This window comes from Sphingopyxis sp. A083 (assembly GCF_001468495.1).
Taxonomy (GTDB): domain Bacteria; phylum Pseudomonadota; class Alphaproteobacteria; order Sphingomonadales; family Sphingomonadaceae; genus Sphingopyxis; species Sphingopyxis terrae.
On record NZ_LNSK01000005.1, the window covers coordinates 37,929 to 64,082 of the forward strand.

General features: G+C 66.4%; 24 protein-coding genes. 7 read left to right on the forward strand and 17 right to left on the reverse strand.

The window, feature by feature from the left end:
• Positions 1 to 37 precede the first annotated feature (37 nt).
• The 7 genes from ATE59_RS10755 to ATE59_RS10785 all read right to left on the reverse strand — a co-directional run bounded on the left by ATE59_RS10755 (position 38) and on the right by ATE59_RS10785 (position 9,199).
• A complete protein-coding gene (locus ATE59_RS10755; protein WP_058812431.1) occupies positions 38 to 1,417 on the reverse strand; it encodes an L-serine ammonia-lyase in 1,380 nt (459 codons plus the stop codon).
• Between the two features lie 171 nt (positions 1,418 to 1,588).
• Positions 1,589 to 2,203 carry a superoxide dismutase gene (locus ATE59_RS10760; RefSeq protein ID WP_058812432.1) on the reverse strand — a complete coding sequence of 205 codons (615 nt, stop codon included), beginning with the start codon at positions 2,201 to 2,203 and terminating at the stop codon, positions 1,589 to 1,591.
• 90 nt (positions 2,204 to 2,293) lie between these two features.
• Positions 2,294 to 4,012: a cisplatin damage response ATP-dependent DNA ligase gene (locus tag ATE59_RS10765; protein ID WP_058812433.1), complete on the reverse strand. Its 1,719-nt coding sequence runs from the start codon at positions 4,010 to 4,012 to the stop codon at positions 2,294 to 2,296.
• Positions 4,009 to 5,019: a ligase-associated DNA damage response exonuclease gene (locus tag ATE59_RS10770; RefSeq protein ID WP_058812434.1), complete on the reverse strand. Its 1,011-nt coding sequence runs from the start codon at positions 5,017 to 5,019 to the stop codon at positions 4,009 to 4,011. Before ATE59_RS10770 ends, ATE59_RS10765 begins: the two co-directional genes overlap by 4 nt.
• Positions 5,019 to 6,449, reverse strand: coding sequence for a UdgX family uracil-DNA binding protein (locus ATE59_RS10775; RefSeq protein WP_058812435.1), 1,431 nt, complete (start codon positions 6,447 to 6,449; stop codon positions 5,019 to 5,021). Before ATE59_RS10775 ends, ATE59_RS10770 begins: the two co-directional genes overlap by 1 nt.
• Positions 6,446 to 7,696, reverse strand: coding sequence for a putative DNA modification/repair radical SAM protein (locus ATE59_RS10780; protein ID WP_058812436.1), 1,251 nt, complete (start codon positions 7,694 to 7,696; stop codon positions 6,446 to 6,448). The genes ATE59_RS10775 and ATE59_RS10780 overlap by 4 nt, the downstream gene beginning before the upstream one ends.
• A 51-nt stretch (positions 7,697 to 7,747) precedes the next feature.
• Positions 7,748 to 9,199, reverse strand: a complete 1,452-nt coding sequence (locus ATE59_RS10785; protein ID WP_058812437.1) for a GAF domain-containing protein — start codon at positions 9,197 to 9,199, stop codon at positions 7,748 to 7,750.
• A gap of 335 nt (positions 9,200 to 9,534) precedes the next feature.
• Between ATE59_RS10785 and ATE59_RS10790 the strand changes: the two genes are divergently transcribed.
• Positions 9,535 to 10,329 carry a response regulator gene (locus ATE59_RS10790; RefSeq protein ID WP_058812438.1) on the forward strand — a complete coding sequence of 265 codons (795 nt, stop codon included), beginning with the start codon at positions 9,535 to 9,537 and terminating at the stop codon, positions 10,327 to 10,329.
• Between the two features lie 559 nt (positions 10,330 to 10,888).
• Here the strand turns inward: ATE59_RS10790 and ATE59_RS10795 are convergent.
• Together ATE59_RS10795 and ATE59_RS10800 are read right to left on the reverse strand one after the other, a co-directional pair.
• Complete coding sequence (locus tag ATE59_RS10795; protein WP_082657393.1) at positions 10,889 to 11,545, reverse strand: sigma-70 family RNA polymerase sigma factor; 657 nt, start codon at positions 11,543 to 11,545, stop codon at positions 10,889 to 10,891.
• 54 nt (positions 11,546 to 11,599) lie between these two features.
• Positions 11,600 to 12,016: a BLUF domain-containing protein gene (locus ATE59_RS10800; RefSeq protein WP_058812439.1), complete on the reverse strand. Its 417-nt coding sequence runs from the start codon at positions 12,014 to 12,016 to the stop codon at positions 11,600 to 11,602.
• Positions 12,017 to 12,181: 165 nt separating this feature from the next.
• Between ATE59_RS10800 and ATE59_RS10805 the strand changes: the two genes are divergently transcribed.
• The 5 genes from ATE59_RS10805 (at position 12,182) to ATE59_RS10825 (ending at position 15,424) form a co-directional block, all read left to right on the forward strand.
• Complete coding sequence (locus ATE59_RS10805) at positions 12,182 to 12,439, forward strand: NepR family anti-sigma factor (RefSeq protein WP_058812440.1); 258 nt, start codon at positions 12,182 to 12,184, stop codon at positions 12,437 to 12,439.
• Entirely contained in the window at positions 12,439 to 13,074 is a 636-nt protein-coding gene (locus tag ATE59_RS10810; protein WP_058812441.1) for a sigma-70 family RNA polymerase sigma factor, read from the forward strand. Before ATE59_RS10805 ends, ATE59_RS10810 begins: the two co-directional genes overlap by 1 nt.
• A gap of 79 nt (positions 13,075 to 13,153) precedes the next feature.
• Complete coding sequence (locus ATE59_RS10815) at positions 13,154 to 14,326, forward strand: PQQ-dependent sugar dehydrogenase (protein WP_058812442.1); 1,173 nt, start codon at positions 13,154 to 13,156, stop codon at positions 14,324 to 14,326.
• A 59-nt stretch (positions 14,327 to 14,385) separates the two neighbouring features.
• Entirely contained in the window at positions 14,386 to 15,081 is a 696-nt protein-coding gene (locus tag ATE59_RS10820) for an esterase/lipase family protein (RefSeq protein WP_231737277.1), read from the forward strand.
• Between the two features lie 43 nt (positions 15,082 to 15,124).
• Positions 15,125 to 15,424, forward strand: a complete 300-nt coding sequence (locus tag ATE59_RS10825) for a hypothetical protein (protein ID WP_058812444.1) — start codon at positions 15,125 to 15,127, stop codon at positions 15,422 to 15,424.
• 27 nt (positions 15,425 to 15,451) lie between these two features.
• On the opposite strand, the gene ATE59_RS10830 is transcribed toward ATE59_RS10825, so the two are convergent.
• Complete coding sequence (locus tag ATE59_RS10830) at positions 15,452 to 15,964, reverse strand: GNAT family N-acetyltransferase (protein WP_062900877.1); 513 nt, start codon at positions 15,962 to 15,964, stop codon at positions 15,452 to 15,454.
• Positions 15,965 to 16,178: 214 nt separating this feature from the next.
• Positions 16,179 to 16,904 carry a bifunctional 2-polyprenyl-6-hydroxyphenol methylase/3-demethylubiquinol 3-O-methyltransferase UbiG gene (gene ubiG, locus ATE59_RS10835; protein WP_058812446.1) on the reverse strand — a complete coding sequence of 242 codons (726 nt, stop codon included), beginning with the start codon at positions 16,902 to 16,904 and terminating at the stop codon, positions 16,179 to 16,181.
• Positions 16,905 to 17,126: 222 nt separating this feature from the next.
• Between ubiG and ATE59_RS10840 the strand changes: the two genes are divergently transcribed.
• Positions 17,127 to 18,374, forward strand: a complete 1,248-nt coding sequence (locus ATE59_RS10840) for an aspartate kinase (protein ID WP_003038658.1) — start codon at positions 17,127 to 17,129, stop codon at positions 18,372 to 18,374.
• Between the two features lie 36 nt (positions 18,375 to 18,410).
• Here ATE59_RS10840 and trhO read toward each other — a convergent pair whose 3' ends face one another.
• The 6 genes from trhO to ATE59_RS10870 form a co-directional block, all read right to left on the reverse strand.
• The gene (trhO, locus tag ATE59_RS10845) at positions 18,411 to 19,139 is read right to left on the reverse strand and encodes an oxygen-dependent tRNA uridine(34) hydroxylase TrhO (RefSeq protein ID WP_082657394.1); all 729 of its coding nucleotides are present in this window, start codon (positions 19,137 to 19,139) and stop codon (positions 18,411 to 18,413) included.
• A gap of 44 nt (positions 19,140 to 19,183) precedes the next feature.
• Positions 19,184 to 21,196, reverse strand: coding sequence for a GMC family oxidoreductase N-terminal domain-containing protein (locus ATE59_RS10850; RefSeq protein ID WP_058812447.1), 2,013 nt, complete (start codon positions 21,194 to 21,196; stop codon positions 19,184 to 19,186).
• Between the two features lie 95 nt (positions 21,197 to 21,291).
• Positions 21,292 to 22,203: a CDF family Co(II)/Ni(II) efflux transporter DmeF gene (gene dmeF / locus ATE59_RS10855; protein ID WP_231737288.1), complete on the reverse strand. Its 912-nt coding sequence runs from the start codon at positions 22,201 to 22,203 to the stop codon at positions 21,292 to 21,294.
• A gap of 14 nt (positions 22,204 to 22,217) precedes the next feature.
• Complete coding sequence (locus ATE59_RS10860) at positions 22,218 to 22,595, reverse strand: Rap1a/Tai family immunity protein (protein ID WP_133058475.1); 378 nt, start codon at positions 22,593 to 22,595, stop codon at positions 22,218 to 22,220.
• 67 nt (positions 22,596 to 22,662) lie between these two features.
• Entirely contained in the window at positions 22,663 to 24,759 is a 2,097-nt protein-coding gene (locus tag ATE59_RS10865) for a malate synthase G (RefSeq protein ID WP_058812449.1), read from the reverse strand.
• A gap of 125 nt (positions 24,760 to 24,884) precedes the next feature.
• A complete protein-coding gene (locus ATE59_RS10870) occupies positions 24,885 to 26,057 on the reverse strand; it encodes a GGDEF domain-containing protein (protein WP_058812450.1) in 1,173 nt (390 codons plus the stop codon).
• Positions 26,058 to 26,154 lie beyond the last annotated feature (97 nt).

Below are 26,154 nucleotides of genomic sequence, written 5' to 3' on the forward strand. Positions count from 1 at the left end.
AACGGGTGATACAACCGCATCTCAATTCGGCGCCCCCTCAACACTCCACCACGCTAACCGCCAGCCCGCCCTTCGACGTTTCCTTATATTTGTCGCGCATGTCGCGCCCCGTCTGCAACATCGTTGCGATCACCGTGTCGAGGCTGACGACGTGCGTGCCGTCGCCGATCATCGCGATGCGGCTCGCGTCGATCGCCTTGATCGCGCCCATCGCGTTGCGCTCGATGCACGGGATCTGGACCAGCCCGCCGATCGGGTCGCAGGTGAGACCCAGATTATGCTCCATGCCGATCTCGGCGGCATTTTCGACCTGCGCGTTGGTGCCGCCGAGCGCTGCGGTGAGCCCCGCCGCCGCCATCGAACAGGCGACGCCGACCTCGCCCTGGCAGCCGACCTCGGCGCCCGAGATGCTGGCGTTACGCTTGTACAATGCCCCGACCGCCCCAGCGGCGAGCAGGAAGGTGCGCACCCCCGCCGCGTCGCCGCGATAGCTGCGCCGGTAATAGCGGATCACCGCCGGGATGATCCCCGCCGCGCCATTGGTGGGCGCGGTGACGACCTTGCCGCCCGCGGCATTTTCCTCGTTCACCGCCATCGCCCACAGGTTGATCCAGTCCATCATCGCCATCGGATCGGACAGGTTCGCCTCATGCCGTTCGCGGATGTCGGCGGCGATCTGCGGCGCGCGGCGCTTGACCTTCAGCCCGCCGGGCAGCGTGCCCGTGCTGCAGCAGCCCGCATCGATCGACGCGTCCATCGCGGCGGCGATCAGGTCGAGCCCGGCCTCGACCTGTTCGGGGCTGCGGTGCACCAGCTCGTTGTCGAGCATCATTTCGGCGAAACTCTTGCCCGACGCCGCACCCATGCTGAGGAGATCAGCGCCCGAGGTGAAGGCGAAAGGCAGCGCCACCTCGTCCTCGGCGCCGCGGCTGTTGCGTCCCGCCTCCTCCTCGTCGACGACGAAACCGCCGCCGATCGAGAAATACATGCGCTTGGCCAGTATCTCGCCATCGCCGTCGCGCGCGGTGAAGCTCAGGGCGTTGCTGTGAAAGGGCTGGCGCTGCTTCATCTGGAAATGCAGGTCGCGCGCCGGCTGAAAGCGGACGCGATGGCGGCCGAGCAGATAAAGAAAGCCTTCATTCTCGGCGCGGTCCCAATGCGCCTTGATCGCGGCGAGGCTGGTTTCGGCCGGGATTTCGCCCGCCAGCCCGGCGACGACTGCGGTATCGGCCGCGTGCCCCTTCCCCGTCAGCGCAAGCGAGCCATAGAGATCGGCCTCGACATGCGCCGCCTTGCCGAGCAGGCCGCGTTCGTCGAGCCAGACGGTGAAGCGCCGCGCCGCAACCATCGGTCCGACGGTATGCGAGCTCGATGGTCCGACACCGATTTTGAAAAGTTCGAAGAGGCTGATCGTCATGCCGCGCCTATAGGCGAGGAAATAGTCTTATGACAGAAGCCAATGCCCTGACGTCGAAAGCCGTGTGCCCCCGCGAAGGCGGGGGTCCATCATCCGTGGGCGAAAAATAGCACCGACCGGAGATGGGTCCCCGCCTTCGCGGGGACGCACGGCCTTTTCTTTGACGGGAAATTACGCCGGATAGATCCAGGCGCCGTCGCGCGCCAGATTCTCGGCGGCGAAATCCCAGTTGAGCAGCTCGTCGACCACCGCATCGACGTAGGCCGGGCGCAGGTTCTTGCGGTCGATGTAATAGGCATGTTCCCACACGTCGATGACGAGCAGCGGCTTGATGCCGGCGGTCACTTCGGTGCCGGCGTCATGCGTGTCGGTGACCGACAGCTTGCCGTCCTTGGCGACCAGCCACGCCCAGCCCGAGGCGAAATGGTTGACCGCCGTGTCCTTCAGCTTCTTCTTGAGATCGTCCAGCGACCCGAAGTCGCGGTCGATCGCCGCGGCGAGATCGCCCGACGGTGCGGTCTTGGTCGGTGACAGGCAGTTCCAGTAGAAAGCGTGGTTCCACGACTGGGCGCTGTTGTTGAACAGCCCCTTGTTGCCCGACCCTTCGGCATGGTGGATGATTTCCTCGAGGCTCTTGCCGGCGAGGTCGGTGCCTTCGATCGCGGCATTGGTCTTGTCGACATAGGCCTTGTGATGCTTGCCATGATGCGTCGCGAGCGTGTCGGCCGAAATATGCGGCGCCAGCGCGTCCTCGGCATAGGGCAGCGGCGGAAAAGCGATTGTCATGGCAGTCTCCTTTTTTTTGGTGTTCGGGGGTGTAACTCGGTATGTTTGACGCGAGTTGCAACCCCGTGACGACGAATTCTGGCGTTATTTTTACGTCACCATGCTGCGCAGCGTCGCGATCCGGTCGGCTTCCTCCGCCGGCTTGTCGCGCCGGATGCGCGCGATGCGCGGGAAACGCATCGCCAGCCCCGATTTGTGCCGCTTCGATGCGTGGATCGAATCGAAGGCAACTTCGAGCACCAGCGTCTTTTGGACCTCGCGCACCGGGCCGAAGCGATCGACCGTGTTGTCGCGCACGAACTTGTCGAGCCACTTCAGCTCCGCGTCGGTGAAGCCCGAATAGGCCTTGCCCACCGGCAGCAATTCGCCCGCCTCGGTCCAGCAGCCGAAGGTATAATCCGAATAGAAGCTGGCGCGGCGCCCGTTCCCGCGCTGCGCATACATCATCACGCAATCGGCGGTCAGCGGGTCGCGTTTCCATTTGTACCACAGCCCCGCCCGTCGCCCGGCGACATAGGGGGCATCACGCCGCTTGAGCATCACGCCTTCGATCGCGGCGTCGCGTGCGCCGGCGCGGCGTTCGGCGAGGTCGTCGAAATCCTTCGCGTCGATGACCTGCGACAGGTCGAAATGGCTGGCGGCCAGCCGCGGGACGAAGGCCTCCAACTGGCGTCGTCGCTCGGTCCACGTCAGGGCGCGCAAATCATCGCCATCGACGCCAAGCAGGTCGTAGACGCGCACGAAGGCTGGATAATCGGCGAGCATCTTTTTCGACACGGTCTTGCGCCCCAGCCGCTGTTGCAGCGCGTTGAAGCTCGCCGCCCCTCCCTGTGTTTCTGGGCCGCCCTGAACCTCGCCGCGCACGAGCAATTCGCCGTCGATCACCGCCTCCTGATCGAAAGCCGCGACCAGTTCAGGGAAGGCGCCGCTGATTTCCTCGCCGCCACGGCTATAGATACGCGTCTCGCCGGCGGCACGCACGATCTGGACCCGGATGCCGTCCCATTTCCATTCGGCGGCGAAGTCGGCAAGGTCGATAGCCTCTTGCTCAAGCGGGTGCGCCAGCATGAAGGGCCGAAAGAAGGCGACGTCGGCAAGGTCGGGGCGCGGCGCCCGTCCCTCACCCCAGGCGAACAGCGGCGCATAGGGCGGCGGGATCGCGTGCCACAGCTCCTCGACATCGTCGACCGGCACGCCGAACGCCTGTGCAAAAGCCTGTTTCGCCAGCCGCGCCGACACCCCGACGCGCATCCCGCCCAAAGCCAGTTTGAGCAGCGCATAACGCCCGTCGGCGTCGAGCCGGTCGAGCAATGCGGCGACGATCGCGGGCGCATCGCTGCGGCTGGCGGCGGCCAGCGCGTCGACGGCTTCGGAGACCGAGAGTGAAGATTGCGCAGTGTCCGAATCCCGCATCCCCGAGCGAAGCCGAGGGGCCATGCCGAGCGAAGTCGAGGCCGCAACGCCCGATATTCTCGCTGCGCTCGAAAGAGCCCCTCGGCTTCGCTCGGGGATGCGGATTGTTTCTGTCCGGTTGTCTGAATCAGGCCATAACAGCGCCGCCGTCTCCGCCGTATCGCCGACGAAATGCCGCGACAGCCGGAACAGCTCTTCATCCACGCGCGTCGCGAGCAGCGTCCGCACCGTCCCCGCCTTCACCGCCGGAAAGTCGAGCGCCTCGGTCAACGCCGCAAGCGCCCAGCCGCGATCGGGATCGGGCGTATGCTTCAGATAATCGACGATCAGCGCCAGCTTGCTGTTGCGCGAGCGCGTGTAGATCAGCCGGTCGATCAGGGCGGCGAAGCGCTTCACGCCTCCTCCTCCAGGTCGCGGCCGACGAGGTGCAGCGCGCGCGCCTTGCGCTGGGTGAGTTCGCACCAGCGCAAGAGGCCGTCCTCGCTGCCGTGGGTGATCCAGCTCTCCTTGGGGTTCACTTCGGCGATCGTCGCGGTCAGTTCGTCCCAGTCGGCATGGTCCGAGATGACGAGCGGCAGTTCGACCATCCGTTGCCGCGCGCGCTGGCGCACCCGCATCCAGCCCGACGCCATCGCGGTGACGGGATCGGGGAGCCGCCGCGACCAGCGGTCGTTGAGCGCGGACGGCGGGGCAATGACGATCTGCCCCGCCATCGCCGCCTTGTCGGTTTCGGATACCAGCCGCAATTCGCCCAGATCGACGCCGTGCGCAGCATAGAGCGCGCACATCCGTTCGAGCGCGCCGTGAATATAGATGGGCGCATCCCAGCCCGCGCCGCGCAGTTCGGCGATCACCCGCTGCGCCTTGCCGAGCGCATAGGCGCCGACGAGTATCGCGCGGTCGGGCTCGGCACGCACCGCGCCGATCAGCTTGGCGATCTCGTCCCCAGTCCGAGGGTGCCGGAACACCGGCAGGCCAAAGGTCGCCTCCGTCACGAAAATATCGCACGGCACCACCTCGAACGGTGCGCAGGTCGGGTCGGCCCGGCGCTTGTAATCGCCGGTGACGACGATCCGCTCGCCGCGATACTCCATCAATATCTGCGCGCTGCCGAGCACATGGCCGGCGGGATGGAAGCTGAACCGCACCCCGCCGCGCTCGAACCCGTCGCCATAGGCAAAGGCCTGATTATGGCTCGCCTCGGCATCGACGCCATAGCGCAGGGCCATGATCGCGAGCGTCTCCGGCGTCGCGAAGACCGATCCATGCCCGCTGCGCGCATGATCGGCGTGGCCGTGGGTGACCGCAGCGCGCGCAACGGGGCGCGACGGATCGATCCACAAGTCGGCGGGCTTCACATAGATGCCGCTCGGGTGCGGCTCGATCCAGCTAGCGCCGGGCATCAGGCGGCCAGCTTTCGCGCGCGGATCAGGTCGGCGACGAACATGTCGCGCTCCTTTGCCGCGCGGTCGCGGTCGGGCAGGCGGAGCAGGAACGACGGATGGACCGTCGCGATCAGCTTCGACCCGCCCTCCAATTCATGCACCGACCCGCGCATCGACGCGATCGTCGCGCTTCGCCCCGTCACCCCGCGCAGGGCGCTGCCGCCCAGCGTCACGATCACGTCGGGCCGGACCAGCGCGCGCTCCTTGTCGAGCCACCAGCGGCACAGGTCGATCTCGGCAGCCGTCGGATTCTGGTGCAGCCTTCGCTTGCCGCGCGGTTCGAATTTGAAATGCTTGACCGCGTTGGTCAGAAACAGCCGCCGTCGGTCCATGCCCGCTTCGTCGAGCGCTTCGTTCAGCACTTGCCCTGCCGGGCCGACGAAGGGCCGTCCCTGCAAATCCTCCTGATCGCCGGGCTGTTCGCCGACCAGCATGATCCGCGCCGTCTCCGGCCCCTCGCCCGCGACCGCCTGCGTCGCGTCGCAATAGAGCGGACAGCGCGTGCAGCGATCGAGCGCGCGCGCGATCGCGTCGAGCGTATCAAGGGCTTCGGTCGAGGCGTCGTCGTCAGTCACGCGTTTGCGCCATTTCTCCGTTCGCGCATTCGCAGCCGAAACGGCCACCGCGCGCATCCGTTCCACGCGCGCCTCGGCGCCTGCCAGCAACGGCGCAATATCCTGCGCCTCGGGCAGGTTATGCCAATATTTTTTCGGCATTTCGGCGCGCATCGCGGCGATCTTGACGCGCGCGGGGTTGAAGATCGCGCCATAATAGGTGCGCCATTGATCCTCGACCACATCGCTCTCCGGCACTTCGTCCCGCGTCCCGCCGGGGCCGTAACGCAGCTCCTCGTCCTGCCAGATCGCACGCGCGTCGGGGGTTACGATCGCCCAGTCCATGCCGGTGAAGCGACGCTGGAAAAAGGGGGCGGTCAGCCGCAGGATGCGGTGCGCGGGCTCGAACCACGCGGCGAAGCCCTCGCGCTCGCCATCCTCGCCCAGCCGCCGGAACCGCACGAAGGCGTGCATCTTGTGAACGTCGCGGCGGATCGCCTTGTCGGCCTTCATCAGCCAGTCGACATCGGCGTCGGTGCGCCGTTCAAGCAGCCGACGGTCTTGCAACGCGCGCCAAAGGACGCGGTAAAGACGAGCGGGCACCGCGGCATCGCGGTAACAGATCACCCGCTCGGCGATCGCAACCAGCTCGCGCGGCAGGCTGAGCGCCCCGGACGGCGGCAGCACCGCTGCGGCCTCGCCGAACAGCGATGCGCCCTCGCCGTCGCCGCGCCAGCTGATGTCCTCGGGCGCAATCCCGTCCGCCAGCAGGCTGCGCGCGGCGCGGCGCCATTCGCCGAAATCGCCGGGCGTTTCGAGGACGACCTCCCTCACAGCGCCAGCGTCAGTTGTTCCGCGGGCGGCGCGAAGCGGGCGCGCAGGTCGGCACTGTCGGTGAGCTTGCCCGGCCGCCAGTCGGGTGTGACGATGAAGGGCAGCAGCTTTTTGACCGACGCCGTCAGCTTGGCGAGGTCGCCGAGCCGCACCTTGCCCAGCCGCCGCGCCGCCACGATGCGGTCGACCGCGCGCGTGCCAAGACCGGGCACGCGGAGCAGCAGTTCGCGCGGCGCCCGGTTGATGTCGACGGGGAAGCTCTCGCGCTGCTGAAGCGCCCACGCAAGCTTGGGATCGATCGCCAGGTCGAGCATACCGCCGCGCCCACCCGCCATGATTTCGGCGCGCTCGAAGCCATAGAAGCGCAGCAGCCAGTCGGCCTGATACAGGCGGTGCTCACGCATCAGCGGCGGCCGCACGGGGGGCAGGTCGCTGCTCGCGTCGGGAATGGGACTATAGGCCGAATAATAGACGCGGCGCAGCCGATAGCCCGAATAGAGGTTGGTCGCCGCGTGCAGGATGTCGTCGTCGCGCGCGCCGTCGGCGCCGACGATCATCTGCGTCGATTGCCCGGCAGGCGCAAAGCGCGGCGGCGGTGCCTTGCCGATCAGCCGTCCCTTCGCGGCGTCGAGGACGTCGGCCTCGCGCGTGCGCACCGATGCCATCGTCTTGCGGATGACGCCGGGCTTCTTTTCGGGCGCAAAGCTCGCCAGTCCTGCCTCGGTCGGCAGTTCGACATTGGTCGACAGCCGGTCGGCATAAATGCCGGCAAGCGCGATCAGCGCGGGATCGGCGCCCGCGATCGTCTTCAAATGGATATAGCCCTGAAAGCGATGCTCCTCGCGCAGCAGCCGCGCGACCTCGACCAGCTGCTCCATTGTATAGTCTTCGGACCGGATGATCCCCGACGACAGGAACAGCCCCTCGATATAGTTGCGCTTGTAGAAATCGAGTGTCAGCCGCACGACCTCCTGCGGATCGAAACGCGCGCGCGCGACATTGCTCGACGCCCGGTTGATGCAGAAGCGGCAGTCATAAACGCAGAAATTGGTCAGCAGTATCTTGAGCAGCGAAATGCAGCGGCCGTCCGGCGCGTAGCTGTGGCATATGCCCATGCCTTCGGTCGATCCGATGCCCTTGGTCGCGGTCGAATCGCGGCGCACCGTTCCCGAGGAGGCGCAGGAGGCGTCGTATTTCGCCGCATCGGCAAGGATCGCGAGCTTTTGCAGAATCGATTTTCCCGACATGCCGCCCGTTTAACACGAGAACATTTAAGGAACAAATCGCCTCGTCGCGTTTCAGGCTTCGCGCCATTTGGCGGGCAGCGATATCTCGACGCGCAGACCCTCGGGGTTCCAGTGCCGCGTAATCGTGCCCCCCAGATTGTTCCGGACGCTGCGCTCCATCAGCAGCGTGCCAAAGCTGGTGCGATCGGGCGGACCGATCGGCGCATCGCCGCCGCTTTCGGTCCAGTCGAGCCGGAACAGGCGCGGCTCGCTGCCTTCAGGGTCCTGGCTCCAGCTGACATCGACCTGCCCGCGCGCGCCGGTCAACGCGCCATGCTTGACCGCATTGGTTGCCAGTTCGTTGAACAGCAGCGCCATCGCCACCAGCGCATTTTCGGGCAGCAGCAGGTCGGGCCCCGACCAGCGCACGCGCGGAAAGGCGGCTTCGACCTCGCGCATCAGCGCGTGTATCGATCCGGTCATGAAATTTGCGCCGAGCAGGACGTTCTGCGCACGGTTAAGCGCGTCGAGCCGGCTGCTGATCCGCTCGACATAATCGTCGACATCGCGCGCCGAATTTTTGGTGAGCGAAATGATCGCGCCGACCGTTGCAAACAGGTTGCGCATCCGGTGGTGCAGCTCGCGCATCAACAGCGTCGCATTTTCCTGGCGGCTCTTCTGTTCGGTGATGTCGGCGCTGATCCCGGTCAGAATGGCATCGTCGCGGCGCACATCCCAGTCCCCGCGCGCCGCGATCCAGCGCACACCGCGTTCGGGATGGTCGATGCGGTACTCCATCGAATAGGGCGCGCCGCTGTCGACAGAGGCATAGAGCACGCGGCGCACCGCGTCGCGATCCTCGGGATGGACGCGCGCGAAAAACCCCTCGCCGGTCCTCAATGCGGTTTCGAAATCGGCGCCCCATAGCTCGGCGGTGGCGCCGCGCCATTTGAGCTCGTCGGTGCGCGCGTCGAACTGCCAGGTCGCAATGCACGAAAAGTCGAGCGCGCGTTCCAGCATGTGCCGCGCCTCGTCGCGCTCCATCACGGTGCGCCGCAGGTCGGCCTCGGCCATGATGATCGCCGCCAGATCCTCGAGCCGTTCGCGCTCGCGGTCCGCAAAATCGGCGCGCGGCCGCCGGTCGATGATGCACAAAGTCCCCAGTACCGCGCCATTATAGGCGCGCAGCGGCACACCGGCGTAAAAGCGGATCAGCGGTTCGCCGGTGACCAGCGGATTGCTGCGAAAACGGCTGTCCTCCAGCGTATCGGCGACAATCATCGCCTGCTCGCTGGTCACGACATATTGGCAAAAGCTGATCTCGCGCGGCGTTTCGGGGACATCGAGGCCGTAGGAGGATTTGAACCATTGCCGGCAATCGTCGACCAGCGACACGAGCGCGATCGGCGCGTCGAACAGATCGGCCGCAAGTTTGGTGACACGGTCGAAAGCCGGTTCGGGGGCGGTGTCCAATATCCGGTATTCGCGAAGCGTTTCGAGCCGGCGGCGTTCGCGCTCGCGCATGTCCCTCGAACCCCCTTCGTCGCCCCCGTCGGCCAAAGCCCGCCCTCCGTCTTTTCCCGCCGCGCTCTTCTCCGAAGCGCCCTCGCTCGATGCCGTCGCATCGATTGCCGTGGTGGGGCGCTGTGCCATGAATCTGGTCCCTGCAAAAGCTTGTGAATGAGCGCGCAAGAAAAAGACCATCTTTCTGCTACTTACGCGGCGATCCGGTAGCGTCCCGGCAGACTCTACGCATCAGGCGCGTGGTGGTTGCAGAAAATGGCGGTGCTTTTTTGCTTCAATCCGGGAACCCGCCCCCGCGGGGCGCGTATGATCGGTTCAAAGAGGGAGGTTCCTGCATGAGCTTGGGCGAAGAAATCCGTGGCCATCTGCCGTTCCTGCGCCGCTATGCGCGCGCGCTCACGGGCAGTCAGCAACATGGCGACAATTTCGTCCACACCACGCTGGAAGTCATCGTCGCGGCGCCCCAGGAATTTCGCACCTGTCCCGATACGCGTATCGACCTCTACCGCAGTTTCCACCGCATCTGGGAAAGCGCCTATATCGACGACGGCGAAGGCAGCGACGCCGAACTCGACCCGGTGCTGCGCGCCGCGAACGACCGCCTCCGCCGGATCACGCCGCTCGGCCGCCAGATCCTCCTGCTGACCGCGCTGGAAGGTTTTTCGGCCGACGAGGCTGCGGCGATCACTGGCACCGACATCCCCACCGTCGAGACGCTGCTCGCCGAAGCGGTCGGCGATCTCGACCGCGAATCGCGCACCTCGGTCCTGATTATCGAAGACGAGCCGCTGATCGCGATGGAGCTTGAACAGATCGTCCGCGAACTCGGCCACGAGGTTGCCGGGATCGCGACGACGCACGACGATGCGGTCGCGGCGTTCGAACGCACCGAGGCCGGCCTCGTCCTCGCCGACATCCAGCTTGCCGACGGATCGTCGGGGATTGACGCGATACAGGATATTTTGGCGATCGCCCCCGTCCCGGCGATCTTCATCACGGCCTTTCCCGAACGGCTGCTCACCGGCAACCGGGTCGAGCCGACCTTCCTGATCTCCAAGCCCTTCCGCCAGAATATGGTCCGCGCCGCGATCAGCCAGAGCCTGCTCTTCACCCCCCAACTCGCGGCATAGGGCTTCGCTGGCCACCGGGGCGCTCACCCCGATACGGAGCGAATGACCGGAAACGGCCGATTGCGGTCGTCCGCCGACTTTTCTTCCATCGTCATCCCGGCGAAGGCCGGGATCTCTACCTAACGGAATAGCGCACCGGCGAGATCCCGGCATTCGCCGGGATGACGAAAATGGCGGGTGGCAGCTTCCCACCCCAAAGTCGCCGTTCGCCGCCGATACGGATCGAATGACCGGAAACGACCGGTTGCGGTCGTTCGGTCCTCCCCGTGGCGAAGTCATGGGGAGGTGGCAGCCTGCAGGGCTGACGGAGGGGCAATGCCGCGGCGCCACGGCCCCTCCACCACGCCCTTCGGGCGCAGTCCCCCTCCCCATCGCTGCGCGACAGGGAGGATATTCTCATTCGTCCGGCATTGATGTGTTCCCCGGCGAAAGCCGGGGCCCAGGGCTTTACTGCACCAACGTTAGCGGTTGACGTTCTGGACCCCGGCCTTCGCCGGGGAACACGAAGCGGTTAGCGGCGAAGTCCGTTCCCCACCCCGCAGCCGCCACGCAGGCGCCGTTAATCCGGCGATGGCCCCCCGCCTGTCAGTTGGTCGACGCTGCCCATGATCGTCGCGAAGGCTTCGCTCGGCGGCAGCGGGTCGTCGCTGCGCAGCGGCATCTCGCCGCCGTCGAGGATCGCCTGCAAGGCGGCCCGGGCGCGCGAGACGCGGCTTTTCATCGTGCCGACCGCGACGCCGCAGATGTCGGCGCCTTCCTCATAGGATAATTGCCCTGCGCCGATAAGGATCAGCGCCTCGCGCTGGTCGACGGGCAGCATCATCAGCGCGCGCTGCACGTCCGACAGGTGCAGGCTGTCGTCCTGATCGTCGGGCGCGACGAGCAAGCGTTCGGCGGCGAGCTCATCATAATCGGCGGTGAATTTCTTGCGCCGCATCTGCGACAGGAAACAGTTGCGCAGGATGACGAAGGCCCAGCTCTTCATGCTCGACGGCCCCGGAATATAGCTCGCGCGCGCCTTCCATGCCTTCAGCATCGTCTCCTGCACCAGATCGTCGGCCAGGTCGGCGTTGCCGGTCAGGCTGCGGCCGAAGGCGCGCAGATGCGGCAGCATCGCCGCCAGCTCCTGCTTGAAGCTGGCGTCGTCGAGCGGTCGGGGCGTGTCGTCGCTGATAATCGGGCCTTTATCTGGGCAATCTCTCGATGCGTCTGGCATCGGGCTTAGCGCGTTGAAACGTCGATGGAAAGCGGCGATCCCTGCCGCAATGGCTCAGGCGGGAACCGCGGCTGTCGGCCGTCGACGTCCGAGTGCGATGAAATTGGCCATCATCTGTTCGTCGACGGGGTCGAGCCGGCCGTTGGCGGCCAGCCGCTTCAGACTGTCCTCATGCCCGTCGAAATTGGGTTCGTAGAGCATCGACCAGTCGCCGAATTCGCGGTGGTCGATGTCACGCCGCCGCACCTCGACCATACCGCTGTGACGGCGGTCGTCGCGGATCGCGGCAAGGCACGCCTCGACCTTGTCGCCCGGGCCTTCCAGCAATTGCATGAAATTATGCCCGTTGAAGATCAGGGCGCCGGTCAGCGCATCGCGAGCATTGTTGCGGCGTGCCGTACCCAGAATATCGGCAATGTCGTCGGGCGTTATCAGCGGGTCCGCAACGCTGACATAGATAATCGATCGCAAGTCAAATGACTCCCGGCTTCCCCATTCAAGGAGCGTTGTGACCCCATCCGCAAACCCGTGCGGGCCTGCCCAGCCTGCTTAGGGCGCGTGTGGCACCTTGGCAACGCATTCGTCGCAAAATCGAAATTGCCGGGAACCAGCGGCGATCTTCCTCGTTGCTTCGGCATGGCTACGCATGGTGACAACAGGATCAACGGCAAGCCGCCCCACCCGGCGGAGGAAGCCGAAGTCGTGCGCCGCACGAATGGCAGCTTTCCGGGGACGGACAGCGACCAGTGGCATCGCACGCTGACCGGTCGGCAGTCGCCCGAGCCGGTGAGTGCGAAGCTGCGCATGATCTATGGCAGCGTCGTCGCCGAAAAGCTTCCCGACCAGATGCTCGATCTTTTGGCCCAACTCGATCAGAAAAGCCCTAAACTCTGATGACCCGCCCTGCTGCTGCGCCGCGTTCGCAGGAAAATGACAGCCTGTCGGACGGCGAATTCAAGGCGCTTCTCGCTGGCGTCATCCCGCATCTGCGCGCTTATGGGCGCAGCCTGTCGGGCAATCCCGATCTGGCCGACGATCTGACGCAGGACACGATGGTCAAGGCGTGGGCGTCGCGTGCGCGCTTCGAACGCGGCACCTCGATCAAGGCGTGGACCTTCGTCATCCTGCGCAACACCTTCCTTTCGCAGATGCGCCGCAACAAATTTCACGGCGAATATGACGAAACAACCGTCGAGCGCACGCTGTCGACCCCCGCGTCGCAGGAAGATTCGGGCGAGATGGCCGATCTCCAGCGCGCGCTGATGGAATTACCGCAGGACCAGCGCGAGGCGCTGATCCTCGTCGGCGCGGGCGGCATGTCGTATGAGGAAGCGGCGCAGATTTGCGACTGCGCACTCGGCACGATGAAAAGTCGCGTGTCGCGCGCGCGCACCGCGCTCGAAGAGATCATGGATCGAGGCCAATTCTCGCAGCGCCGCTCGGACGCGGTTCCGGCGAGCGAGGCGATGGATGCGATCATGGACAGCGTCGAGGAAATCACCGCGCGCCGCGAAGCCGCGAACCGCTAACGCGCCGCACATCCTCTCGACTTTTCCGGGCGGGCGCGCCAGACTGGCCGCCCACCTCCCCAGCAAAGCGAGCCTTTTCATGCAGAAAATCCCCGCCCTTGCGCTATCGGCCGCACTGGCCGTCGCCGCCTGTTCGACCGGAACCCCCAGCAACGCGGCCACCGACAGCGCCGCGCTCGACACGTCGGGTGCGCAGCCCGCGACCGCGCTCGCCGATGCGCCCTTCACGGTGCAGGAAGCGGCGGCCTTCAACGAGCCTTGGGCGATGACCTTCCTGCCCGGAACGCGCCTCGCGCTCGTCACCGAAAAATCGGGCAAACTCAAACTCTGGGGAGAAGGCGGCGCCGCGCGAGACGTTGCAGGGGTTCCCCCGGTTCTCTACGCCGGACAGGGCGGCCTCGGCGATGTGATCCTCGCCCCCGATTTCGCGCAGAGCGGTACCATTTACCTGAGCTGGGCCGAAGCCGGCCCAGGCGACACCGCCGGTGCCGTCGTCGGCCGGGCGAAGCTGGTTCAGGGCGCCGCGCCGCGCCTCGATGGGCTCGAGGTGATCTGGAAACAGGATCCCAAAGTGCCCGGCCGCGGCCATTATTCGCACCGCCTCGCCTTCTCGCCCGACGGCCGATATTTGTTCATCGGTTCGGGCGAACGGCAGAAGTTCGATCCGGCGCAGGACATGAAGGCCAATCTCGGCAAGATCCTGCGCCTGAACCCCGACGGCAGCGTCCCCGCCGACAACCCCTTTGCCGCTGAGGGCGGCGTGACCGCGCAAATCTGGTCGCTCGGCCATCGCAATATCCTGGGCCTCGCGTTCGACGGCAGCGGGCGGCTGTGGAATCAGGAAATGGGGCCAAAGGGCGGCGACGAGGTCAATCTGGTCGCAGCAAAGGCCAATTACGGCTATCCGATCGTGTCGAACGGCGATCATTATGACGGCCGCGACATTCCCGACCATCCGACCCGCCCCGAATTTGCCGCGCCGAAGCTATGGTGGAACCCCTCGGTGTCGCCCGCCGGGCTCGTCTGGTACGGCGGCGACGCCTATCCCGGCTGGAAGAACAGCCTGCTGATGGGTGCGCTGTCGGGCGAGGGGCTGATCCGCATGGCGATCGACGGCGACACGCTGCACAAGTCCGATCGCTGGGACTTCGGCACCCGCATCCGCGAGGTCGAGGTGCGCGACGACGGCAGCGTCTGGCTGCTGACCGACGGCAAGGACGGCAAGCTGCTGAAGCTGGTGCCGAAGGCCTGACTGCCGCGCCGACGATGATCCGCAGCTATCTCTCCCGGCGTGCCCTGTGGCCGGCGCGCGTGTCCGACCCCGACGCCCCGCCGCGGCTGGCGCTGCTCTGGCGCGAGGCGGGGTCGCTGCTGCGCGCGCTCGGCGGACGCGTCCGGCCGATGCCGCCCGAACCCAATCCCGACAGCGCCCACCCGCCGGTGATGGTGCTGCCGGGCTTTCTGTCGGGCGACTGGTCGACGAAGGCGCTGCGCGCCGACCTGCGCCGCGCGGGCTTTCGCTGCTATGCCTGGGGCCTCGGCTTCAACCGCGGCGCGACCGCCGATATCATCGACCGCATCGATGCGCGCGTCGAATGGATCATCGCGCGGACCGGACAGCCGCCCGCACTCGTCGGCTGGAGCCTCGGCGGCATCTATGCGCGCGAATATGCCAAGCATCACCCCCACAAGGTCGCGCGCGTCGTCACTCTCGGTTCGCCCTTTTCGGGCAGCCGCCGCGCCAACCGCGCCTGGCGGCTCTATCATCTGATCGCGCGCCACCCGGTCGACAATCCCCCCATCGACTTCCACCCGGCGCCGCGCCCCGAAATGCCGACATTTGCCTTGTGGTCCAAGCATGACGGCGTCGTCGCGGTGAACAGCGCGCGCGGCCTGCCGCACGAAAGCGACCGGCAGATCGAGGTCGAATGCGCGCATATGGGCTTTGCCTATGCCCCGACGTCGGTCGCCGCAATTGCCAAGGCGTTAACCGAAGAGATAGGCTGATGTGCGATAGGCCAGCGACAGGGCTAGCCAAAGGAATGCACCGATGCTGACGATCTTTGCGACACTCGCGCTCGCGATGCAGGGCGCCGCCGCGCCCGCCGCCTGTCCGCCCGCAGTCGTCACGGGCAGCGCGCAGAGCGCCCGCGTCGCCGTTTATCGCTCGCCCAGCCTGGCCGCACGCAAGACCGACCGGCTGCGCGCGGGAACGCGCGTCCTGGTGTGCGGCGAACAGGGCGGCTGGGCGTGGGTCGCCTATGCCAGCCGCCGCAACAGCTGCGTGCCCGCACGCGGAGCGACCTGTGCCACCGGCTGGGTCGACCGCCGCCGCCTCGCCGCGCTCTGATCCTGATCGCCCCGGCCTTCGGCGCCCTCAACACACATCGATCCGCTCGCCCGGCGCCGCGCGCCACACGAACAGCGCGCGCCCGGGGCGCCGTCCCGCAGTACCCGTCGGTACGAAGCCGACTGCGCGCAGCAAAGCTTCGGACCGCGCATTGCCCGGCCGGCATTCGGCGACGACCGTCGCGCCGCGCCGCGCCGCCGCAATCTCTCGCACCGTCGCGCCGACCGCCTCGCGCGCCAGCCCTTGCCCGCGCGCCCGCGCCGCAAACCAGTATCCGACCTCATATTCGCCCGCGCCGCGGCGGTGGACGCCGATGACCCCGGCGAGCCCCGCCGCGTCGCGCACGGCGTGGAAGACATCGTCGCCGCGCGACCGCGCGATCAGCGCGGCGGCTTCGTCCTTGGTGAAGGGTTCGGGCAGGAAATGGACCTGCGACGTCACCGACGCATCGGTGATCGCCCACAGGTCGGCGGCATCATCGGCGACCAGCCGGTCGATGCGGCATCGCGGGGTGGTGAGGCGGATCAAAGTCTCTGTCATCGCAAGCGTCTCTTCTAAAAGGCGCGCCGTGACAGAGGGGTACGGTTTCATGATAATGACCATTCGCCTTCCGACACGGCGGCCATGGTCATGATGAATGATGCCATGCCGCTCCTTAGGTAAAGGAGCGCCAATACGCCTTGAATCGAAGGGATCGGTCGTTGGTCATCGCAGCGGTGCCTATCAGGCGCCGGCGCCGCGATCAAGCGCGCGATCAGCCGGCGCGCCGCGCCGCGAGCAGATAGTTCAGCGCTTCGCTGCCGCCGAGCTTGAACCCGCGCGCTGCCGATGGCGCGAGGCCGGTGCGGTCAACGACTTCAAGCCCCGCCGCCGCGAGGAGCGCGGTCAATTCTTCGGGCTTCAGAAACTGGTCCCAGTCGTGCGTGCCGCGCGGTACGGCGCCGATCCGCTCGGCCGCCTCGACGAGCAGCAGCTTCGACAGGGCGGTGCGATTGGGCGTCGACAGGATCATCAGTCCGCCGGGCGCCAGGCGCGCGGCAAGTTCGGCGATGAAGGCCGCCGGATCGGCCACATGCTCGACCACCTCCATCGAGGTGACGAGGTCGAAGGTCGCGGGCGGCAGCGCCGCCAGTTCGCCCGCATGATAGTCGATTCCCAGCCCCTGCCCGGCCGCATGCGCGCGCGCCGCGGCGATATTTTCGGGTGCGGCATCGACCCCCGTCACCGCCGCCCCCATCCGCGCAAGCGGTTCTGCAAGCAGGCCCGCGCCGCACCCGACGTCGAGCGCGCGCTTGCCGGCGAGCGGCTTCAGATCGCGGCTGTCGGTCAGCCAATGCGCGTCGATCCGGTCGCGAATATAGGACAAGCGCACCGGGTTGAGCTTGTGCAGCATGGCGGACGAGCCGTGCGGATCCCACCAGTCGGCGGCGAGCGCGCCGAAATGGGCGGCTTCGTGCGGATTGATTGTCGTAGCGCTCATAGAGCGCGATTTGGCACCCCGCCCGGCGCGGCACAAGACTTATCGGGATAGAATAATCGTTCGGCGGATACCCGCGCTCCTGTTGCGAACAGACAAGAAAAAATATCCTGATGGTATAATCTGTCGGCCTTGCCATCGCGCTCCCCCTTCCCTAACAGCGCGGTCGCCGCGGAAATCCTTGGAAGTTGCGGCCGAAACCAGTTTGCGAAAAGGCGGGACGAGATGGCACGGATCGTGATGAAATTCGGGGGCACGTCGATGGCGGGCACCGAGCGGATTCGCACCGTCGCGAAACTGGTCGCGCGCGAAGTGGCGCAGGGCAACGAGGTGGCCGTCGTCGTCTCGGCGATGGCGGGCGAGACCGACCGGCTCGTCAATTTTTGCCGCGAGGCCAACCCGCGCTACGACCCTGCCGAATATGACGTCGTGGTCGCGGCGGGCGAACAGATCACGTCGGGGCTGCTCGCGCTCACGCTGCAGGCGATGGGCGTTCCCGCGCGCAGCTGGCTCGGCTGGCAGCTCCCTATCCGCACCGAAGAGGCGCATGCCCGCGCCCGCATCCTCGACATCGAAACGGGCGCGCTGCTCGCGGCGATGGGCCGCGGCGAAGTCGCGGTGATCCCGGGCTTTCAGGGGATGATGGACGATGGCCGCATCTCGACTCTGGGGCGCGGCGGGTCGGACACCAGCGCCGTCGCGGTCGCCGCGGCGGTCGAGGCCGATCGCTGCGACATCTACACCGATGTCGACGGCGTCTACACCACCGACCCCCGCATCGTCGCGCGCGCGCGCAAGCTCGACTATGTCACCTACGAAGAAATGCTCGAACTCGCGAGCGTCGGCGCCAAGGTGCTCCAGACGCGCTCGGTCGGCCTCGCGATGAAGATGGGTGTGCGCGTGCAGGTGCTGTCCAGCTTCGTCGAGGGCGACGAGGCACCCAAAAGAGGCACGATGATCGTCAGCGACGAGGAAATAGAGGAACATCAGATGGAACGGCAGCTGATCACCGGCATCGCCCACGACAAGAATGAAGCGAAGATCATTGTGACGCGCGTCCCCGACCGTCCGGGCGGCGTCGCCAATATCTTCGGCCCGCTCGCCGCCGCGGGGATCAACGTCGACATGATCATCCAGAATGTCGGCCGCGACAAGGGCGAGACCGACGTGACCTTCACCGTTCCCGCCGCCGACCTCTTGCGGTCGATCGACCTGCTCGAGGCCGCGAAGGACAAGATCGGCTTCAACCGCATCCTGTCGGACGACAAGGTCGCAAAGATCAGCGTCGTCGGCGTCGGCATGAAGAGCCACGCGGGCGTCGCCAGCACGATGTTCCGCGCGCTCGCCGATCGCGGCATCAACATCCAGGCGATCTCGACCAGCGAGATCAAGGTCAGCGTGCTGATCGACGAGGATGAAACCGAACTCGCGGTCCGCGTGCTCCACACCGCCTACGGCCTCGACGCCGACTGATTCCGGCCCGCGCGGGAGGCTTCGGCGGCCGGGCCGTCAGTCCTTGTCGCCGACCTCGACCAGTCCGTGGCCGACGCTGACGCGTTCGTCGAAGACGAAACAGCTGCCCTGCCAGCGGCTGTCGGCCTCCGGTATCTGCTCCAGATAGGCGAGGATGCCGCCTTTCAGGTGAACGACATCGGCGACGCCTTCGCTTTTCAGGAAGGCGGTCGATTTTTCGCAGCGAATGCCGCCGGTGCAGAACATCGCGACGCGCTTCCCGGCGAAATCGGCGGCATGGTCGCGCCACCAGCCGGGAAAATCGCCGAAGCTTTTCGTCTGCGGGTTCACCGCGCCCGCGAAACTGCCATAGCCGACCTCGAAATCGTTGCGCGTGTCGATGACGATCGTGTCGGGATCGTCGATCACCGCATTCCAGTCCGCCGGCGCGACATAGGCACCGACCTCGCGCGCCGGGTCGACCCCCGGCACCTTCATCGTCACGATTTCCTTTTTCAGCCGCACCTTCAGCCGCTGAAAAGGCATGGCTGCGGCGGCCGAATATTTGACGTCGAGCTCGGCACAGCCGGGCAGCGCACGGATATGGGCGACGACCGTGGCGATGCCCTCCGCGCTCCCCGCGATCGTCCCGTTCACCCCCTCCCGCGCGAGCAGCAGCGTGCCCTTCACCCCCTGGGCCGCGCAAAGGTCCAGCAAGGGCGCGCGCAGCGCGGCAGGGTCGTCGAACGGCGCGAAACGATAGAGAGCGGCAACAGTGAAGGTCATCGGCGCGCGCCATAAACAAAAGCCGCCGTCATTGCGAGGAGAGCTTAACCGAACGGATCGTGCCGCGCGGTCGCGTAATGCGCCATCGCCATCGTCGTCCACTGCGCGTTGACGCGGATGCAGGTCGGAAAGACGCTGGCGTCGGTGACGATGACATTGGTCGTGCCGTGGACGCGGCAATCGGGATCGACCACGCCTGCGTCGGGATCGACGTTGATCGCATTGCCGCCGTGCGGGTGGCTGCTCGACAGCGTCACATCGTCCGATTCGCGGATCGCCGTTTCGAAGAAGCCGTCGATGTCCATGTTGGGGGTCAGTCGCTGCCCCTTGGTCAGCGCCGGATAGCATTCGATCGCCCCGGCGGCGAAATGCACCTTGGTCAGCGTCGCCATCGCGCGGCGCAGCAGCGGCAGGTCGGTATCGCGGTCGAGCTCGAATTTCAGCTTGCCGTCCTTGACCCGTCCGCGCCGGTCGGCGGGGAACAGGATGCCCGCCGAATGGACGCGGCCATAATTGCGCATCCGCTCGCTATGATCGGTAAACCAGCCGGGCATCAGCGACGCCATCGCCATCGGCGACTGGAAATGGCTTTCGAGCAGGAAGTCGCCGCAATCGACGTAGCTCGACATCTGGTCCTCGTCCCAGGCATTGCCCCCGACGCCTTGGGGCATCAGCGCGACGACAGGCGAGGCGATGTTGAGCGACACATTATGCCCGGTGCCGTCGATGTCGCTGCGGTCGAGCAGCTTCGACGAGGCGATGGTGCCCGCCGCGACGACGACACCGACCCGCGCGCGCACCGTGCGGCGGCTGCCGTCAGGCAGGATCAGCTTCACCCCCTCGGCCTCGCGCCGTCCGTCGATGCTCGTCTGCCAGACGATCCGGTCGACCTTCGTTTCCGGCAAGATGCGCGCGCCATGGTCGCGGCACGCGTCGGGCAGATAGGTCTGCGCCATGCCGAGCCGCCGACCATAGGCGCAGCCCGAATTGCAATAGCCGCAATAGGCGCACGCTTCCGGCGTGTGCGGCGGCCCAAAATTCTTCGCGAACCAGTCGGCGACCGCGCGCTGTTCCTTCGGGTCCGACGATCCCGCAGCATAGGCGTGCCAGCCGTTGATAAGATGGGGACCGTTATGCCGCCCGGCGCGCGCCTCGATCGTCCCGATATGCAGCCGGTCGCGGATCGCGTCGTAGCTCGCGTGAAAGGCGTCGGCGTCGATCGGCGCGCCGATGCTCGCCCATCGGGCCAGCACATCGACCGCATCGGGGTGCGTCCGTCCCGCCTCGTTGACGCGCAGGCAGATGCCGTTGTTGATCGTCGACGATCCGCCGACGCAGCGCCCCTGAAAGACGATGAAGTCGCGATTGGTCGAGGTTTGCAGCGCGCCATGTTTGTAAAGATGCGCCACCATGTCGAGTTCGTGGTGCGTGATGCGCGGCGAGGGATAGAAGGGCCCCGCCTCCACGATCAGCACCCTGTAGCCGCGCGCGGCGACATTGTGCGCGGCGACCGCGCCGCCCGCGCCCGATCCGACGACGACGACATCATATTCGTCGCCAAGCGTATCCGCATCCAATATATGCGCGGGATCGATCTCGCGCCCCTCGACGCGAGTGATCGCCATGTCGGCGGGGCCGCGCACGCGGAATTTGGGCAGCGTGAAACCGATCTGCTGGTGCACCGGATTGGCGGCGTTCGCCTGCTGGTCGCCTGCCTCGACCCCCGGCTGCCAATGCCCGTAATAGCAGGCGTAAACGATACCGCGCAGCCGGGCCATGTCCTGAAACAGGTCGATCTGACTGTTCTGCAGCCGGTTGCGGATGCGGTGGGCGCGCGTCTCGACATCGACCGCCGCGAACAGCGGGCCGAGCACCAGTTCGGTTGCGGTCAGCGACAGGCGAATTTCGTCAAGTTTGGTGCCGCCGACCTTCGCGAACAATTCGGTGATGTTCGCCACCACCTGATCGGCGGAGATGACCATCGGCGCGCCGTGGAACAGCGCCTCGGTCAGCGCTTTCAGAAATTTGAGTTGCCCGAAATTGAAAGGTGCTGACATCGCCCGTCCCCCGCTTCAGCTACTCCGGATCATCCGCCAAAACCCGGCGATGGCAAGCGCCGAATTGCCGCCGCATTAACCCTGCCGCACCCCTGTCAGCGCACGGCCACGGTCAGATGGGCAAGCTGGCGGATATCGGCGAGCCGCGTGCGCAGGTCCGCCGCGCTCATCGCCCCTTCGACCTCGACGATCGCGGCACAGGCATCGGGGCCGACGCGCCAGACGTGCAGGTCGGTCAGCCGGACGCCCGCGGCCGCGTCGATCCGGCTCCGCAGCGTGGCCGCAATCGTCGCGTCGGTGGTATCGAGCAGCACCTCGGCGGTGTCGCGCATCAGCGACCACGACCAGCGCGCGATCACCAGCGCGCCGACGATCCCCATCATCGGGTCCATCCACCCCAGCCCCAGATAGCGCCCGGCCAGCAGCGCCGCGATCGCCAGCACCGACGTCAGCGCATCGGCGAGCACATGGAAATAGGCCGACTTCAGATTATTGTCGGCGCCATGATGCGCATGATGGCCGTGCGCATGATCGTCGTGGGCGTGATGATGATCGTGATGATGATGCCCGCCCATCAGCAGCAGCGCGCTGACGATATTGACGACCAGCCCGATCACCGCGACGAGCGCGGCGGCCGAAAAATCGACCGCCACCGGATCGATCAGCCGCATCGTCGATTCGACCGCGATGCCCAGCGCGAAGATGCCGAGGATCAGCGCCGAGGCAAAGCCCGTCAGATCGCCGACCTTGCCCGTACCGAAGCTGAAGCGCGGGTCGTGCCGGTGCGTCCGCGCATAGCGATAGGCGATCGCCGCCAGCCCCAACGCCCCCGCATGCGTCGCCATGTGAAAGCCGTCGGCGAGCAACGCCATCGACCCGGTAAGATAACCGGCGACGATCTCGCCGACCATCATCACCGCGGTCAACAGCACCACCCACAGCGTGCGCCGAGCATTGGCGTCGTGCGACGCGCCCAGGAAATCGTGCCGGTGTTCGCCCTCACCCACGGTCGCGGCGGCTCCTATTCGCTGCAGCCATACTTCTGGAACAGCGCGTTGCGGATCGAACTGACCGCCGAATATTTGAGACTGGTCGTCCGGCCGTTCCAGTACGCGAGAACAGTGTTGCGCAGTTCGAGCGCGGTCACGCCTTCAGGCGGGCACAGATTGCTGTCGGCCATCTTCGTGTCGCCGTACAATTTGATCGCGTCGTGAACCGCCATGATGAAATAGTCGCACGCCGACACATCGGCGTCATCCTTGGACACGCACAGATCGTGGACCTCCTGCCCGGTCTTGAACACGCCGCTCGACGGCGTGCTGTCGGGCGCGGCGGCAGCCGGCCCTGCTAGTGCCAGTGCAGCGGACGCCAGCAAGGCAGAAACAACAGAATGACGCATGGCAATTTTCCCCCGAAAAAATCGCGACCCGCGGGCTACTTAACCCGCGGGTCGGGGGTTGCCAATCTCAGGCCGCGGCTTTTTTCGCCAGCCGGTATTTGTGCAGCAGCGGCTCGGTATAGCCCGACGGCTGCGTCACGCCTTCGAAGATCAGCGCCCGCGCCGCCTGATAGGCAATGCCCTCGGGCGTCAGCTTCTCATACAGCGGATCGCCCGCATTCTGGGCATCGACCTTCACCGCCATCCGCGCGAGCGCCGCATCGACTTGTTCGGCGGTGCAGACACCGTGGAGCAGCCAGTTGGCGAGCGCCTGGCTCGAAATGCGCAAGGTCGCGCGGTCTTCCATCAGGCCGACGTCGTCGATGTCAGGCACCTTCGAACAGCCGACGCCCTGGTCGATCCAGCGCACGACATAGCCCAATATGCCCTGGCAATTATTGTCGAGTTCGCGCGCGACCTCGGCCTCGGTCCAGTTGCGTCCGGTCGCGACCGGAATCGCCAGCAGCCGGTCGAGCGACGGCACGGCCTCGCCCGCAATGTCCTTCTGCCGCGCGAACACGTCGACCATATGATAATGCAGCGCATGCAGCGTCGCGGCGGTCGGCGACGGCACCCAAGCGGTGTTCGCGCCCGATTTCGGATGGCCGATCTTCGCGTCGAGCATGCCGCGCATCAGGTCGGGCATCGCCCACATGCCCTTGCCGATCTGCGCCTTACCCGAAAGCCCACAGGCCAGCCCGATGCGGACGTTGCGGTCCTCATAAGCGGCGATCCAGTCCGAGGTCTTCATCTCGCCCTTCGGGATCATCGGACCCGCACGCATGCTGGTGTGGATCTCGTCGCCGGTGCGGTCGAGGAAGCCGGTGTTGATGAAGACGATCCGGTCCTTCACCGCTGCGATGCAGGCGGCAAGGTTCGCGCTCGTGCGGCGCTCCTCGTCCATCACGCCGACCTTGATCGTGTGACGCGCGAGGCCGAGCATATCCTCGACCGCGTCGAACAGCCGGTCGGTGAAGCCGCACTCCTCGGGCCCATGCTGCTTGGGCTTGACGATATAGATGCTGCCCGCGCGGCTGTTGGTCCGGCTGCCGAGACCTTTCAGATCGTGCAGCGCGCACAGGCTGGTGATCACCGCATCGCAAAGCCCCTCGGGCGCTTCCGATCCATCGGGGAGACGGATCATCGGCGTCGTCATCAGGTGGCCGACATTGCGCACGAACATCACACTGCGCCCGTGCAGCGTGAAGGGCGTGCCATCGGGCGCGCTCCATTCGCGGTCGTCCGCCATGCGGCGCGTCATCGTCTTGCCGCCCTTGTCGAAGCTTTCGGTGAGGTCGCCGCGCATCAGGCCGAGCCAGTTGGTGTAGCCGAGCGTCTTGTCCTCGCCATCGACTGCCGCGACGCTGTCCTCAAGGTCGATGATCGTCGTGAGCGCGGCTTCCAGCACCACGTCGGCAATGCCGGCGGGGTCGCCGCTGCCGATCGGACTCTTCGAATCGATCACGAGTTCGATGTGCAGCCCGTTGTGGCGGAGCAGCAGCCCGCCCGGCCGGTGCCCCACCAGCTGCGACGGATCGGCCAGCACCGGATCGCCGCCCTGCCAGTCGGCCCAGCTTCCCGACGCCAGCGGCACGGCTTCGTCGAGAAACGCCTTCGCCCGCGCGATCACCGCCGCGCCGCGTTCGGGGTCGTAGCCGCCGGGCTTGGCCGGCGGCGCGTCGAGCGCGTCGGTGCCGTACAGCGCATCGTAAAGGCTGCCCCAGCGCGCATTGGCGGCGTTCAATGCGAAGCGCGCATTGAGCGCCGGCACGACGAGCTGCGGCCCCGCCATCGTCGCGATTTCGGGATCGACATTGACGGTGCCGACCGCAAACGGCGCGGGTTCGGGGACGAGATAGCCGATTTCGCGCAGAAAATCCTGATAGGCTGCGGCGCCATGCGCCTGCCCCTCGCGAGCCCGATGCCAGGCGTCGATCTGTGCCTGTAAATCCTCGCGCTTCGCGAGCAGCGCGGCATTTTCGGGCGCGAAGGTGCCGAGCAACGCCGCGAAATCCGACCAGAATTTGGCGGTATCGACGCCGGTTCCCGGAATCGCCTTTTCCTCGAGGAAGGAGACGAGACGCGAATCGACGGACAGGCCGCTGCGGTCGAGGAAATCAGTCATTCAAGCACCCTTTGGTCAGCGCGATTGCGCGGATGGACCCGGGGAGGAAAGGGCCGCCGCCCTATGGCGCGATTGGGGCGCGATGGCAACCGCCCTTCGCGCCCCAATCGCGCCATAGGGCCGCGTCAGGCAGCGCCCATCGCGGGCAGCGGCGGCAATTCGCCGAGCGCCACACGCACAAGGTTCCGTCCCCCGGCCTTGGCGCTGTAAAGCGCGGCGTCGGCGCGGTGGAGCAGGTCATGCAGCGTGTCGCCGCGCCCCGCCTGCGCGACGCCGAACGACGCGGTGAAACAGCGATCGACGCCGAGCACCGGAAGCCGCTGCGCCGCAAAGCGGCCGCGCACCGTTTCGGCATAGAGCCGCCCGTCGGACAGCAGCGCATCGGGCAGCAGCACCGCAAATTCTTCGCCGCCGACGCGTCCGACGATCGCCCCCTCGGGCGCCGCGTCCTGCAACAGCGCGGCAAAATGCGCGATCACGCCGTCGCCCGCCGCATGGCCGTAACTGTCGTTGATCTGCTTGAAATGATCGAGGTCGGCGGCGACCAGAACGCCGCGTGTACCGCCCGCCAGCGCCGATTCCCCATGTAGTTCGAAGCCGCGCCGGTTGAGCGCGCTCGACAGCGGGTCGGTTTCGGACCGCGCGGTCATCTCGGCGGTCGCATCGCGGATCATCACGAGCAGCAGCACCATTGCCACCGCGACCAGCGTCACCGCGCCCATCGTCTGCGAAATCGCGGCATAGGTTGTCGCCATATAGGCCTGCGGCGCCGCGGCGGTTCCAACCAGCATACCGATCACGGGTTTCACCAGATACAGCAGCGCCGCGACGAACTGCATCCCCATCAGCAGCAGGTCGAGCGCTTGGCGCCGCCCCGACCGCAAGATGACGACCCCGGCCAGCCCCTGCATCAGGCAATAGGAAAATTGATAGATCATGCCGCGCGCGGGCGACCCGTAAGGCAGCGAAAAGGCAAGGGGTGCCAACAGCAGCGCACTCGCCCAGATCGCGATCATCGCGCCGCGCGGCGTCGGCACGCGATAGTGGCGCGAGATGCCGATGAGGCAGAAGCTGAGCGCGAGCAGGAATACGACAAAGATGCTGACCGCCACCGGCGTCGGATCGGTCTGGAAGGGCAGCAGGAATTCCAGCGCGACATCGACGATGCCCAGCGCATAGCCCGCCGCCATGAAGGCGGCGCCGCGCGCCATCCGGTTGGTCGCCGCGATCACGCCGAATGCCACCGCGAAAATCCCGGCGATGCACATGTTGATGACGAGGACGAAGGCGGCTGTCATGGACCCACTCGTTGGCGCGATGCCAAGGCCCTATGCCCAGGCAGACGAAGTTTCGGTTAACGCGTTGCGATTCGGACGCTTTCGCGCGCGACATCGC